At 61.6% G+C, this 14,102-nt stretch carries 11 protein-coding genes; 8 read left to right on the top strand and 3 right to left on the bottom strand.

What is annotated here, in order from left to right; translation table 11 throughout:
- The first annotated feature begins 248 nt into the window (after positions 1-248).
- The 6 genes from ilvA to F7P80_RS10725 all read left to right on the top strand — a co-directional run bounded on the left by ilvA (position 249) and on the right by F7P80_RS10725 (position 5,731).
- A complete protein-coding gene (gene ilvA / locus F7P80_RS10750; RefSeq protein WP_054065164.1) occupies positions 249-1,808 on the top strand; it encodes a threonine ammonia-lyase, biosynthetic in 1,560 nt (519 codons plus the stop codon).
- Positions 1,809-1,921: 113 nt separating this feature from the next.
- Positions 1,922-2,737, top strand: a complete 816-nt coding sequence (locus F7P80_RS10745; RefSeq protein ID WP_151044673.1) for an adenosylcobinamide-GDP ribazoletransferase — start codon at positions 1,922-1,924, stop codon at positions 2,735-2,737.
- On the top strand, positions 2,734-3,333 hold the full coding sequence (locus F7P80_RS10740) for a histidine phosphatase family protein (RefSeq protein WP_151044671.1): 600 nt from the start codon (positions 2,734-2,736) through the stop codon (positions 3,331-3,333). The genes F7P80_RS10745 and F7P80_RS10740 overlap by 4 nt, the downstream gene beginning before the upstream one ends.
- 63 nt (positions 3,334-3,396) lie before the next feature.
- Positions 3,397-3,693 carry a hypothetical protein gene (locus tag F7P80_RS10735; RefSeq protein WP_151044669.1) on the top strand — a complete coding sequence of 99 codons (297 nt, stop codon included), beginning with the start codon at positions 3,397-3,399 and terminating at the stop codon, positions 3,691-3,693.
- Positions 3,694-3,791: 98 nt separating this feature from the next.
- Positions 3,792-4,793 (top strand): LLM class flavin-dependent oxidoreductase, encoded by a 1,002-nt coding sequence (locus tag F7P80_RS10730; RefSeq protein ID WP_151044667.1) that lies wholly within the window; start codon positions 3,792-3,794, stop codon positions 4,791-4,793.
- A gap of 29 nt (positions 4,794-4,822) precedes the next feature.
- The gene (locus tag F7P80_RS10725; RefSeq protein ID WP_151044665.1) at positions 4,823-5,731 is read left to right on the top strand and encodes a 5'-nucleotidase; all 909 of its coding nucleotides are present in this window, start codon (positions 4,823-4,825) and stop codon (positions 5,729-5,731) included.
- 68 nt (positions 5,732-5,799) lie between these two features.
- On the opposite strand, the gene F7P80_RS10720 is transcribed toward F7P80_RS10725, so the two are convergent.
- The 3 genes from F7P80_RS10720 to F7P80_RS10710 all read right to left on the bottom strand — a co-directional run bounded on the left by F7P80_RS10720 (position 5,800) and on the right by F7P80_RS10710 (position 9,148).
- Entirely contained in the window at positions 5,800-6,243 is a 444-nt protein-coding gene (locus tag F7P80_RS10720) for a hypothetical protein (RefSeq protein WP_077344493.1), read from the bottom strand.
- 146 nt (positions 6,244-6,389) lie between these two features.
- Positions 6,390-6,863 carry a cyanophycin metabolism-associated DUF1854 family protein gene (locus F7P80_RS10715; protein WP_151044663.1) on the bottom strand — a complete coding sequence of 158 codons (474 nt, stop codon included), beginning with the start codon at positions 6,861-6,863 and terminating at the stop codon, positions 6,390-6,392.
- Positions 6,860-9,148, bottom strand: a complete 2,289-nt coding sequence (locus tag F7P80_RS10710; protein ID WP_054065172.1) for a cyanophycin metabolism-associated ABC transporter — start codon at positions 9,146-9,148, stop codon at positions 6,860-6,862. The genes F7P80_RS10715 and F7P80_RS10710 overlap by 4 nt, the downstream gene beginning before the upstream one ends.
- A gap of 222 nt (positions 9,149-9,370) precedes the next feature.
- On the opposite strand from F7P80_RS10710, the gene F7P80_RS10705 reads away from it, so the two are divergent.
- Together F7P80_RS10705 and cphA are read left to right on the top strand one after the other, a co-directional pair.
- On the top strand, positions 9,371-11,371 hold the full coding sequence (locus tag F7P80_RS10705; protein ID WP_151044661.1) for a cyanophycin synthetase family protein: 2,001 nt from the start codon (positions 9,371-9,373) through the stop codon (positions 11,369-11,371).
- Positions 11,372-11,454: 83 nt separating this feature from the next.
- A complete protein-coding gene (gene cphA, locus F7P80_RS10700; protein WP_151044659.1) occupies positions 11,455-14,034 on the top strand; it encodes a cyanophycin synthetase in 2,580 nt (859 codons plus the stop codon).
- Positions 14,035-14,102: the final 68 nt, after the last annotated feature.

Raw genomic sequence — 14,102 nt, 5'->3', positions numbered from 1 at the left:
TAGGCTTCGCGCTCATCGCTTGTCAGGCAAGCGACGCACCACAGTTCAGACTGTAGCGCACCAGTTGTCTCCTCCACCTCCTCTAACGGTGGATTCAGCCCCAAGCCCCAGCGGCTCGGGGCTTTTTTTTGCGCTGACGATGGGGGCGTTGCGACACGGTGATGGTTGGCGCGCCTGTGAGTGCCTATGATGGTTTCTTTTGCGTGTCGCCGGACGCGCTCACTGGATACCGCTTGCTTGGTCGCTGTATGACACAGAAAAAGACACTCACGCCCTTTGATTACCTGACAAAAATCCTGAATGCACGCGTGTACGACGTGGCGATTGAGTCAGATCTGGAACCCGCCAGGAATCTGAGCCGCCGCCTGCACAACAAGGTACTGCTCAAGCGTGAAGACCAGCAGCCGGTGTTCAGCTTCAAGCTGCGGGGTGCTTACAACAAGATGGCCAATCTCTCGCAGGAGCAGTTGGCCAAGGGCGTGATCTGTGCCTCTGCAGGCAACCATGCGCAAGGTGTGGCGCTGGGGGCGAAAAAGCTGGGCTGCCGTGCTGTGATCGTGATGCCTACGACCACGCCCCAGGTGAAGGTGGATGCCGTGGCTGCGCTGGGCGGTGAAGTGGTGCTGGCAGGTGACAGCTATTCGGACGCCTACAAGCACTCGGTCAAGCTGCAAAAAGAGCAGGGCATGACCTTTATCCACCCCTTTGACGACCCTGATGTGATTGCCGGCCAGGGCACGATTGCCATGGAAATGCTCAGCCAGCTGCAAAAGCTGGGCAGCCCACGGCTGGATGCGGTGTTTGTGGCCATTGGCGGTGGCGGCCTGATTTCTGGCGTGGCCAACTACATCAAGGCCGTGCGCCCAGAGATCAAGGTGATTGGCGTGCAGACCAGGGATTCCAACGCCATGCTGCAGTCTGTGCAGGCGGGTGAGCGGGTGGAGCTGCCCGATGTGGGGCTGTTCTCGGATGGCACGGCCGTCAAGCTGGTGGGTGAAGAAACCTTCCGCATTGCCAAGGGGCTGGTGGATGACTACATCGAGGTGGATACCGACCAGGTCTGCGCCGCCATCAAGGATATTTTTGTAGACACCCGCTCCATTGTGGAGCCTTCTGGCGCGCTGGCGGTGGCGGCGATCAAGCAGTATGTGGCCAAGCACAAGACCAAGGGTGAGACCTACGCAGCCATTCTGTGCGGCGCGAACATGAACTTTGACCGTCTGCGCTTTGTGGCTGAGCGTGCCGAGGTCGGTGAAGAGCGTGAGGCCTTGTTTGCCGTGACCATTCCCGAAGAGCGCGGCAGCTTCAAGCGCTTTTGTGAAGTGGTGGGCAAGCTGCCTGGCGGTGCACGCAATGTGACGGAGTTCAACTACCGCATCAGCCACGACAGCAAGGCCCATGTGTTTGTGGGCCTGACCACGAATGCCAAGGGTGAGAGCGAAAAAATCACCAAGAACTTTGAGAAAAACGGTTTTGCTGCGCTCGACCTGACTTTTGACGAAATGGCCAAGGAGCACCTGCGCCACATGGTGGGCGGCCATTCCCCGCTGGCGCAGGATGAGCGTCTGCTGCGCTTTGTCTTCCCCGAGCGGCCCGGAGCGCTGTTCAAGTTCCTGAGCCTGATGGCGCCGACCTGGAATATTTCGCTTTTCCACTATCGCAACCAGGGCGCGGACTATGGCCGTATTCTGGTGGGCATGCAGGTGCCCGCCAAGGACAGCAAGAAGTTTGAAAGCTTCCTCAAGCAGCTGGGCTACCCCTGGGTGGAAGAAACCCACAACCCGGCTTACCAGCTGTTCCTGAAGTAAGTCGACTACTAAAAACGGAGCTGCTGGCGCTTGTCTATCCATGGTTTGCAAATCAAAGTACTTGCAAAGCATGAATGGGTCAGCGAGAGCAGCTCCTTTTTTTTGAATGATTCATGCAGGCATTGCGTCACTTTCTTTTGGCTGTGCAGTTCTTCAGTCGCATCCCCGTGACGGGGCGGCTGGCCGCCTGGGTGGGCTGGAGCCCTGAGCTGCAGCGTGCCAGCGCGGCGCACTTGCCGGGCGTGGGCTGGCTGGTGGGCCTGCTGGCGCTGGCCGTGGTGCTGGGCTGTAACTACCTGCTCCCTGCACAGCCCCTGCTGCCCTGGGTGGCTGCCGTGTTGAGTACGGTGGCGACGTTGTGTGTCACGGGCGGCTTTCATGAAGACGGCATGGCCGATGTGGCGGACGGCCTGGGCGGTCACTTGCCTGCCGAGCGTGCGCTGGAGGTGATGAAGGATTCACGCCTGGGCGCTTACGGTGTGATGGCGCTGTGCATGGGCTTGCTGGTCAAGGTGGTGCTGGTAGCGTTGCTGCTGTCGATCGACATCGCCGCTGGCGCCTTGCTGCTGTGTTGCGTGCATGTGCTCTCCCGCGGTGCACCTTTGCTGCTGATGCGCGCGCTGCGTCATGTGAGTCTGCCTGCCACCTCGAAGACACTGCACATCGCCGGTCAGCCGTTGGGCTGGGCGGGGGTAATCACCGGCTGGCTCTGGTGCCTGCCTGCCGTGGTGGCGCTGTGGGTGTATCTGGGCTGGCCGCTGGTGGTGGCGCTGCTGCTGGTAGCGGTGCTGGTGACGGCCTATATGGGCTGGCGCTTTCAGCGCCGTCTGGGCGGCATGACGGGCGATTGCTTGGGCGCGACGCAGCAGGTCTGTGAGCTGGCCCTGTATCTGACCGCTGGCATGGTGCTGGCGCAGTGTGTGGCATGAAGCGGCCCGCCTGCCTGTGGCTGCTGCGCCATGCCCAGCCCCTGATTGCGCAGGGCGTGTGCTATGGGCGGCTGGATGTGCCCGCTGACCCCGGCCAGACCTTGCAGGCCGCCATGCGCTTTGCGGCGCAGATGCCGCAAGGGGCGCTGCTGCGCTATTCCCCATTGCAAAGATGTGAGCAGCTGGCGCTTGCATTGCAAGCCTCAGAAGCCGATTTGGTGTGTGATCCGCGGCTGCAGGAAATGGATTTTGGTCAGTGGGAAGGCATGGCCTGGCGCGATATTGGCAAGTCGCAGGTCGATGCCTGGGCGCAGGATTTGTATGGGGTAGCGCCCGGTGGCGGAGAAAGCCTGGGGGGCATGTTGCAGCGCGTAGCGGCGGCCCTGCGTGAGAGCTGGCTGCACGATAGCCAGCAGGGCCAGCGGGATGTGGTCTGGGTCACGCATGCTGGCGTGGCGCGCTGCGTGCAGTGGCTGCTGCACTATGGGCAGGCGCAACCCACATCGGCAGACTGGACGCTGCCAGCCCCCGCCTATGGCGGCTGGCAGCAGCTGCCGTGGCAGATGCACGCTGCGGCCCTGCAGGCACTGGGCTGATATTCCCGCAGCGCAAAGGCCTTGCAGGCAGGTGGCGCAAGTCTTCTGCCTCACAATGTCTGCATGATGGAATCTCTGCGTGCCTGGGCCACTCCTTACGGTGGCGATCCCTTTCTCTACATTAGCTTGTTGGCGATTGTGAGCCTGGTGGCCTTGCTGCTGCTCAAGGCCCGGCTGAGCGCCTTTGCCCTGAACCGTTTTATCCGCCTGGGCGCGTTGATTGCGCTGCCGCTGAGTTTTGTGTCCATGGAAATGGGCGACAACAACTGGGGCGTGGCTGTGGTGGCCATTGTCTGGGCGGTGCTGGTGGCCATCATCAGCAAGAACGAAGTCAATCAGCGTCAGATGGCAAAAAAGTGAGCTTGTAGCGCTTGATTATCAAAGGTTTCAAATAAAAAAGTATTTGAAACATAGAAATTGCAAGCGCTAGCAGCTCTTGAAATAGGAGTTAATGTGGTATGTGGGTGAAAAAACCACGTCTTTCCATGCTGGATCTGGTGCCCGTGCGCGAAGGCGGCACGGTGCGCGAGGCGCTGGACATTGCGGTGCAGACCGCTCAGAAGGCTGAGGAACTGGGCTTTGTGCGCTACTGGCTGGCAGAGCACCACAACATGCCCGGCATTGCCAGCTCGGCCACGGCGGTGCTGATTGGGCATATTGCGGGCAAGACCGAGCGCATCCGTGTGGGCTCGGGCGGCATTATGCTGCCCAACCATGCGCCGCTGGTGGTGGCCGAAGCCTTTGGCACACTGGCCGAGCTGTATCCGGGCCGTATTGATCTGGGGCTGGGCCGTGCACCAGGCACGGACGGTGCCACCATGCGTGCGCTGCGCCGCGACCGGCTGGAAACCGAAGAAGACTTTCCGCGCGATGTGGCTGAGCTGCAGCGCCTGCTGGGCCCTGCGGACCCGCAGGCACGCATCAGCGCCACGCCGGGCACGGACACGAATATTCCTATCTGGCTGCTGGGCTCCAGCCTGTATTCCGCCCAGCTGGCTGCCATGAAGGGCTTGCCCTACGCCTTTGCCTCCCACTTTGCGCCGCGCTTTTTGCATCAGGCGATTGCGATGTACCGCCAGCTTTTCCGCCCCTCGGCGGTGCTGGACAAGCCCTATGTCATGGTCGGCGTGCCCGTGGTGGCAGCGCCTACGGACGAAGAAGCGCAGTACCTGGCCACCAGCAGCCAGCAGCGCGTGCTCGGCATTCTGACCGGTCAGCGCGGCAAGATGCCGCCGCCGCTGGAAGGCTTCATGCAGATGATTGGCCCGCGCGAGCAGGCGGCCATCAACGACTTTCTGGCCATGTCGGTGGTCGGCAGCGAAGAGACCGTGCGCCAGGGCTTTGCACGCATCCAGCAGCAGTGCGAGGCCGATGAGTTGATTCTGGTCAGCGATGTGTACGATCCAGCACTGCGCCTGCGCAGTCTGGAGATTGCTGCCCAGGCGGTGGCCAAGCCCTGATCCTCTGAAAGCTCCGGAGCCTTCCCGCCATGGCTGTTTCGCTGCAAGACCAACTCGTTGTTGCCATTTCCTCGCGCGCGCTGTTCGACTTTGAAGCCGAAAACCGTGTGTTTGATGAAGATCCCGCGGCCTACGTGCGGCTACAGCGTGAGCGCCTGGATGTGCCTGCTGCGCCCGGTGTGGCGCTGCCCCTGGTGCGCAAGCTGCTGGCCTTTAACCAGGGCGGTCAGCGGCGGGTGGAGGTGGTGTTGCTCTCGCGCAATGACCCGGTCAGCGGCATGCGCGTGTTTCGCAGCGCCAAAGCCCATGGGCTGGACAGCATTCAGCGCGGCGTGTTTACCCAGGGGCGAAACCCATATGCCTATCTGCGGCCGCTGGGGGCGCACCTGTTCCTGTCTGCCAATGCGGCAGATGTGACCGAGGCGCTGAACCTGGGCTACCCCGCAGCGCGGGTGATTACGGAATCCGCCGGTGCCAGCAACGCCCACCCACAGGAAGTGTGTATTGCTTTTGACGGTGATGCCGTGCTCTTCAGCGACGAGGCCGAGCGCGTCTACCAGCGTGATGGGCTGGCAGCTTTCATGCAGCATGAGGTGGAGCATGTGACCCAGCCCTTGCCGGATGGCCCTTTCAAGCCGCTGCTGGTGGCGCTGCACCGCTTGCAGCAGGCGGCGCAGGACGGTGACACGGGCGGCATGCGCCTGCGCACCGCGCTGGTGACAGCCCGCAGCGCACCGGCGCATGAGCGGGCCATTCGCACGCTGATGGACTGGCAGATCGAGGTGGATGAAGCCATGTTCCTGGGCGGTCTGCCCAAGGGCGAGTTTCTGCGCGAGTTCGCGCCAGACTTTTTCTTTGACGACCAGACGGGCCATGTGCAGTCCGCCAGCGCCCATGTGCCTGCCGGGCATGTGCGCAGCGGGATTGCCAATATTTAGGCGGACGCTGCCCCCAGAGCACAAAAAAAGCCACTTTCAAGTGGCTTTTTTGTGGGTGGAAAGAAGGCTTACAGGCCGCCGGTGCGCTTGACGCGTGGCTCTTCGTAGGTCAGCGGTTCATTGCGCACCTGCTGCATGTTGCGCTCCTGCTGGTCGGTCTTCTGTGCCTGTTCAAACACTTCCACCGCCATGGCACTGGCGCGCCACATGGACTGGATGTGCTCAATCAGCTGCTTGTACAGCGGCTCCTTGGGCGGCTCCTGCTCTTCTTCCTTGACCTGCTTGGCCTGCACTTCGGTCCAGTCGCGGTCTTCGCGGCTGACGTCGGTGGGGCGCTCAGGGCTCTTGATGGTGACCGTGACACCCTCGCCGAGCTTGTCGGTGGACTCCACGGCATTCACGGGATGAACCGGGCGGATGGCGGCGGGACCAGACGCACCTGTGGAATACAAATTCGCACCTTGGGTGTTGGTCCACTGGATGGGATTGCGCTCTACAGGTGGTATGGACATGGTGAGGACCTCAGCTGGTGGTGATCGTCAAAAATTGGTTCCGTCACCTTTATCGGCAGCGTGAAGCGAAAATTTAGAAGATTTTTTGAAAAAAATCGACCGTTCGTCGGAATCGCTCCTGGCCCATTCGGCAGAGGGCCATTCTGTTACAGGAAACGCTCTAGGAATTTCTGCGATGCCTTGTCCAGCTGGCGTGCGTCGCGGATGCGGTATTGCACGCCGTCACGGCTGGTGATGAGTAGGTGGTGGCGGCCTTCGAGCTTGCGGATGTCTTCCTCGGCCTTGAGCGTGAGCTTGGCCACGCCTTTGTCGGTGCGCACCGTCCAGGTGCTGGGCACGGAAATCGCATCAATGGCTTCGATCTGCAGCACTTCGGGCACAAACTCGCGCACGGCAAAGTCTTCGGCCAGCAGCTGCTGCATAGGGGCTGGCAGTTCGGCCAGCTGGTCAATCCAGTAGACCTCCTTGCCGTTGCTGCCGACCAGAGCGATGGCTTCCTCAGGTGCAGCAATCGGAAAGGCACGCACGGGCGTGATGTCTTCGTGCAAAGTGCCGTCTGCCAGCGTCAGGCACAGGCGGCCATGGGTATTGCGGTGCAGGGTGATGGTGGCGGCACTCATGCTTTTTCTCCTTCACGGGCCACGGTCAGACCGGCCGCCTGTGCATCTTCTTCGGCGCGGCGGGCCTGGGCTTCATACAGGCGCCAGTAGGCGCCCTTGGCGGCCATGAGTTCATCATGGGGGCCGACTTCCACAATCTCGCCGCGGTCCATGACGACCAGACGGTCTGCCTTGCGCAGGGTGGACAGGCGGTGGGCAATGGCAATCGTGGTGCGGCCCTGTACCAGGTTGTCCAGGGCCTTCTGGATTTCCTTTTCGGTTTCCGTGTCTACGGCAGAGGTGGCTTCGTCCAGAATCAGCAGGCGTGGGTCAATCAGCAGGGCGCGCGCAATGCTGATGCGCTGGCGCTCACCGCCCGACAGGCCCTGGCCGCGCTCGCCGACCACGGAGTCATAGCCATGGGGCAGGCGCAAAATGAATTCATGTGCGTGGGCCGCACGGGCGGCCGCCACAATCTCTGCACGGGTGGCATTGGGCTTGCCGTAGGCAATGTTCTCTGCCACGGTGCCAAAGAACAGGAAGGGCTCCTGCAGCACCAGGCCGATGTTGCGGCGGTAGTCGGCCACGGCCATGCGGCGCACGTCGATGCCATCCAGCTGGATGCTGCCTTCGGTGACGTCGTAGAAGCGGTTGATCAGGTTGACCAGTGTGGACTTGCCGGAGCCGCTGTGGCCCACCAGACCAATCATCTCGCCGGGCTGGATGTCCAGATTCAGGTTGCGAATCACCTGGCGGCTGCCATAGCGAAAGCCTACGTCCTGCAGCGTGATGCGCCCCTGCACAGGCTTTTGCAGCTGCACGGGGTTGGTGGGCTCTGGCACGGTGCTGACCTGATCGAGCACATCAAAAATACGCTTGGCCCCAGCGGCTGCTTTCTGCGTGATGTTCACGATGCGGCTCATGGAGTCCAGCCGTGTGTAAAAGCGCCCGATGTAGGCAATGAATGCCGCCAGCACACCCACGGTGATCTGGTCATGTGCCACCAGCCAGATGCCAAAGCCCCAGACGATGAGGATACCGATTTCCGTCATCAGACCCACGGTGGGGGAGAACAGCGACCAGGTCTTGTTGACCTTGTCATTGGCTTCCAGATTGCGCTGGTTGGCCTGACGGAAGCGCTCGATTTCGTGCTCTTCCTGGGCAAAGGCCTTGACCACGCGCACGCCGGGGATGGTGTCGGACAGCACATTGGTCACTTCGGCCCAGACGCGGCTGGTGCGGTCAAAGCCCACGCTCAGGCGGCCGCGCACCTTCTGAATCAGCCAGACGATAAAGGGCAGAGGCACCAGCGTGACCAGTGCCAGCCAGGGGTTGATGGAGGCCAGAATCACCGCCGTCATCACAATCATGATCACGTCGGTCACAAAGTCCAGCGCATACAGCGACAGGAACATATTGATACGGTCGGTGTCTGCACTGATGCGGCTCATCAGGTCACCCGTGCGCTTGCCGCCAAAGTATTCCAGCGACTGCTTCATCATGTGTGCGTAGGTGGTGGTGCGCATGTCCGCGCCAATGCGCTCGGACACCTTGGCCATCACCCAGGTCCGGGCCCAGCCCAGGCCCCAGGCCAGCAGGGCGGACACCAGCAGGCCGCCCAGGTACAGCCCGGTGAGCCACATGTCCACAGGTTTGCCATCGCGCTGGAAGGGAACCAGGATGTCATCCATCAGCGGGATGGTCATATAGGGCGGCACCAAGGTCGCAGCGGTGGACAGCAGCGTCAGGATAAAACCCAGAATCAGCAGCTTGCGGTAGGGCTTGGCAAAGCGGCCAATGCGCAGCAGCACCCAGGTCGATGTCTTGGGAGCGGCCTGGCGGGCACAGGCGGGGCACTCATCGCTGTCTGGGGGCAGCACCTCGCTGCAGGTGGGGCAGCGGCTTTCCTCTGGAGCGACCAGTGCCTGCTGCAGCTTGCCAGCGGCTACGGCATCACGCAGGCGGTCAAAACGCTGCAGAAAATGCATCACCTGGGTCTGCTGGCCCAGCGTGAAGCGCCACAATGCCAGGCGTTCGGTCTGGTTGTGCAGTTCCAGCGTGCCCACTCCGGCATGGTCAATCAGGCGCAGCTGCAGCTCGGCTGTCAGGGGCCAGGCCTGCCATGCGCCATCGGCGTCTTTGCCAATGATGCGCTGGTCCGTCAGTGCCAGCAGCCCTGGAGCGAAGCGCAGCGAGACGCTCAAGTCAACCGCCAGGGCTGCTTGCACGTTTTCATGGGGTGCGAGTTGTTCGCGCAGTTCGGCCCCTAGAGGGGTGGAGGCATCGACGTGATGGAAATGTTGCATGTTGAATCGTTGGAACCCCGCGCTGGCTGTTCAGCCACGGAGGTGGGCAAGGCGTATTCTCTGCAAGAACGCATTGCCATCGAGTAGGAACTAAACCCTTGAACGTATCAGGGCAGAGTTTGGCTGACAAACAGCTTTGGCTTTACCTCCCGCACACAATAGGCCTTTCTTATTCAGACTGTGGTTTCTGACCCAGCCTTCTCAACACCACGCTGATTATTCATGGCGACATTCAAAGACATCCAACTGCTTCGTACCACTTACCTGCGTGGCCCCAGCGTATGGACTTACCGTCCAGTGCTTGAGGTGTGGTTGGACCTGGGCGAACTGGAGGACTACCCCTCCAACAAGATCGACGGCTTTACGGAGCGCCTGACAGCCTGGCTGCCTGGGCTGGTGGAGCATCACTGTGGCGTGGGCCACCGTGGCGGCTTTATTGAGCGCCTGCAGGAAGGCACGTGGTGCGGCCATGTGATGGAGCACACCATCATTGAGCTGCTGAACATGGCGGGCATGCCTGCTGAGTTTGGTCAGACCCGCAGTGTCTCGCAGCGTGGTGTGTACCGCATGGTCTTCCGCTGCCCTGAAGAGTCGGTAGCCCATGTGGCGCTGAATCAGGGCCATGCCCTGATCATGGCAGCCATCAACAACCAGCCCTTTGATGTGCAGGCGGCGGTCGAAGCCATCAAGGCAGAAATCGAAAACCGCTACCTGGGGCCCAGCACGGCCAGCATCGTCAATGCCGCCGCTGTGCGCCGCATTCCTTTTATTCGCCTGAATGATGGCAATCTGGTGCAGTTGGGCTATGGCGCAGCACAGCGCCGCGTCTGGAGTACAGAGACCGACAAGACCAGCGCCATCGGTTTTGGCATTGCCGAAGACAAGGACCTGAGCAAACAGCTGCTCAAGGCCTGTGGCGTGCCTGTGCCTGAGTGGGAGCTGGTCAAGTCTGCAGACGATGCCTGGGAAGAAGCCGACTACATGGGCCTGCCCGTGACTGTGAAGCCCTACAACTCCAACAAGGGTGAGGGCGTCAGCGTCAATCTGACCTCTGAGGCCGAAGTGCGCGCCGCCTATGACGAGGCGCGCAAGCTCACCCGCTATGTGATGGTGGAGCGCTTTGTGCCTGGCCATGTGCACCGCCTGCTGGTCGTGGGTGGCAAGGTGGTGGCGGCTTCGCGCGGTGAATACCCCAATGGTCAGCACGACCCGCGCGCCAAGGTGGTGACGGTGGACTGCACAGACGATGTCCACCCTGAGGTGGCTTATATGGCTGCCCTGTCTGCCAAGGTGGTGGGGCTGGATATTGCTGGTGTGGACCTGGTGTGCCAGGACATCTCCAAGCCGCTGGAAGCCCAGGGTGGCGCCATTCTGGAGGTCAATGGCGGCCCTGGTTTGCTGATGCACCTCAAGCCCAGCGTGGGCGTGGCGCGCCCTGTGGGGCAGGCCATTGTGGAGCACCTCTTCCCCGCTGAGGACGGCGACAGCGAAGGCCTGGCAGCCCGCATTCCTGTGGTGGGCATTGCTGGAACACGCCACAACGCCTTTATCGCACGCCTGGTGGGCTGGCTGCTGCAGCTGAGTGGCAAGCGCACGGGTGTCGCCAGCAGCGAAGGCACCTTCCTGGAAGGTCGCCTGACCCAGAAGGGTGACAACACCAACTGGCATGCAGCCCACCGCCTGCTGGTCAACCGCCTGGCGGAAGCTGCGGTGATCCAGACCTCGGCCCGCTCGATTCTGGAAGAAGGTCTGGCCTATGACCGCTGCCAGGTGGGCGTGGTGACCGATATGGATGGCTACGAAGCGCTGGCAAACCACGATATCCATGAAGCCGAACAAATGACCCGCGTGCTGCGCACCCAGATCGATGTGGTGCTGACGCGTGGCGCAGGTGTGCTCAATGCCGATGATGCACAGACCGCCGATCTGGCCCGCCTGTGTGATGGTCAGGTGCTGTTCTACAGCCTGGATGCCAGCAACGCCACCGTGGCCGCACACCGCGAAGCCGGTGGTCGTGCCGTGCTGCTCAAGGGCGAGGAGGTGGTGCTGGTACAGGACAGCACCGAGCGTGTGCTGGGCACACTGACTGCGCTGCGCCCCGTCAATGGCTTTGAGCCTGACCATGCCGCACTGCTGGCGGCTGTGGCTACCGCCTGGGCGCTGGACATTACGCCGGAGCTGATTGCTGCTGGCATCAAAACTTTTGACTATCAAGCGGCTTGATGCTTGTATAAACATAGCTGCTAGCGCTTGATACATCTACGTTAGAAGCCAATTTGACTCATAACTTGGCGGAAAGACAGACCATGGAAATTTCTCGCACCCGTGCCTTGCGTGGCCCCAACCTCTGGAGCCGCAACACTGCCATCGAATGCATCGTGCACTGCACGCCGCAAGAGCACGACTTCACGCAAATTGCCGGTTTTGAAGACAAGGTGCGTGCGCGTTTCCCCGCCATCGGCAGCCTGCAGGGGCAGGGTATGGACAACACCTTGTCCATGGCCCATGTACTGGAAGCTGCTGCACTGGCCATGCAGGCACAGGCTGGCTGCCCTGTCACCTTCAGCCGTACCCACGCAACCGTTGAGGCAGGCACTTTCCAGGTGGTGGTGGAGTATTCGGAAGAAGCCGTGGGCAAGCGTGCCATGGAGCTGTCTGAAGCGCTGATCAACGCGGCCCTGAACGACACCGAGTTTGATGTCAAGGCTGCCATTGCCGAGCTGCGCGAGCTGGATGAAGAAGAGCGCATGGGCCCATCGACGGCTTCGCTGGCCAATGCAGCCAAGGCGCGTGGTATTCCCTTCCGTCGATTGACGGCAGGCAGCCTGGTGCAACTGGGCTGGGGCTCCAAGGCCCGCAAATTCCAGGCCGCAGAGGTGGACCAGACCAGCTCCGTGGCGGAAACCATTGCCCAGGACAAGGACCTGACCAAGCGCCTGCTGCATGCAGCAGGCGTGCCTGTGCCCATGGGTCGCCCCGTCAAGGATGTGGAAGATGCCTGGAAAGTGGCGGAAGAAGTGGGCTTTCCGGTGGTGGTCAAGCCCCAGGACGGCAACCAGGGCAAGGGTGTGACGGTGAACATCACCACACGCGAGCAGCTGGAGCGTGCCTATGCCACTGCCATGGAGTTTGGAACGGTGGTCATGGTGGAGCGCTTTTTGCCCGGCCATGACTTCCGCCTGCTGGTGGTTGGCAACAAGCTGGTGGCTGCCGCCCGCCGCGATCCTCCCCAGGTGCTGGGCGATGGTGAGCACACCATCCGCGAGCTGGTGGACATCGTCAACCAGGACCCACGCCGCGGCTCTGGCCACGGTACGGCGCTGACCAAGATTCGTCTGGATGACATCGCCATTGCACGCATTGCCGGTGAAGGCCTGACGCCTGACTCCATTCCCGCACAGGGCCAGCGCGTGGTGCTGCGCAACAACGCCAATCTGTCTACCGGCGGCAGCGCCACCGATGTGACCGATGACGTGCACCCTGATATTGCCGCCCGCGCCGTGGAAGCAGCTGCCTGCGTGGGCCTGCACATCTGCGGCGTAGACGTGGTGTGCGAGACCATGCTCAAGCCGCTGGAAGAACAGAATGGCGGCATTGTGGAAGTGAATGCTGCCCCCGGTCTGCGCATGCACCTGGCACCCTCATTCGGCAAGCCCCGCAATGTGGGCACCCCCATGGTGGACCTGCTGTTTGGCCCCGGTGAAGATGGTCGCATTCCCGTAGTCGCCGTGACCGGCACCAACGGCAAGACCACCACCACACGCCTGATTGCGCACATCTTTGCCTCGCAAGGTCTGCGCGTGGGCATGACCAATACCGATGGCGTCTATGTGAATGGCCGTCAGATTGACAGCGGCGACTGCTCTGGTCCCAAGAGTGCACGCAATGTGCTGGCCCACCCCGAGGTGGATGCCGCCATTCTGGAGTGCGCGCGTGGCGGCATCTTGCGTGAAGGTCTGGGCTTTGACCGCTGCCAGGTGGCCGTGGTCACCAATGTGGGCGAAGGCGACCACCTGGGCCTGAACTACATCACCACCGTGGAAGACGTGATGGTCTTGAAGCGCGTCATCGTGCAGAACGTGGCCCCCAACGGCTATGCCGTGCTCAATGCCATGGACCCCTATGTGGCACCCATGGCCAATGTTTGTCAGGGCAAGGTGATCTACTTTGGCGCAGAGCGCTTCCACCCCGTCATGGCTACGCACCGTGCACAGGGCAACCGTGTGGTGTATGTCGATGATGGCCACATCGTCTGCGCGGAAGGTGCATTCAAGGAAAGCATTGCACTGGCAGACATTCCGCTGACCCGCAACGGCACGATTGGCTTCCAGGTCGATAACGCCATGGCATCGATTGGTGCTGCCTGGGCGGCCGATCTGCCCTGGGACACCATCCGTCGAGGCTTGGCGTCCTTCCACAACGACAGTGCCAACGCGCCCGGCCGCTTCAATGTGATGGACTACCGTGGTGCCACCATCGTGGCCGACTATGGCCACAACCCTGATGCCATCCGTGCTCTGACGCAGGCCGTCTCCACCATGCCTGCGAACCGCCGCAGCGTGGTGATCAGCGGTGCTGGTGACCGTCGTGACCAGGACATCATTGAGCAAACCCGCATTCTGGGCGCTGCGTTTGATGATGTGATCCTCTACCAGGATGCCTGCCAGCGTGGCCGTGAAGATGGCGAAGTACTGGCCCTGCTGCGCAAGGGACTGGAGGGTGCAACGCGCACCAGCTACACCACGGAAATCCACGGCGAATTTATCGCCATTGACCATGCATTGAGCCGCCTGCAACCTGGTGATCTGTGCCTGGTACTGGTGGACCAGGTGGAGGAATCGCTGGAGCACCTGCGCAAGCATGTGCAAGCGGCCTCCAAGGCTTAAGTCCAGACCTTGCGGTCATGCTAGCGAGGGCTCCGGTGACGTAGCCCTTTTTTGTCTCTCTACGCCAA

Source organism: Comamonas kerstersii, from assembly GCF_008801935.1.
GTDB classification, from domain to species: domain Bacteria; phylum Pseudomonadota; class Gammaproteobacteria; order Burkholderiales; family Burkholderiaceae_C; genus Comamonas; species Comamonas kerstersii.
This window is presented reverse-complemented; position numbering and strand designations above follow the sequence as displayed.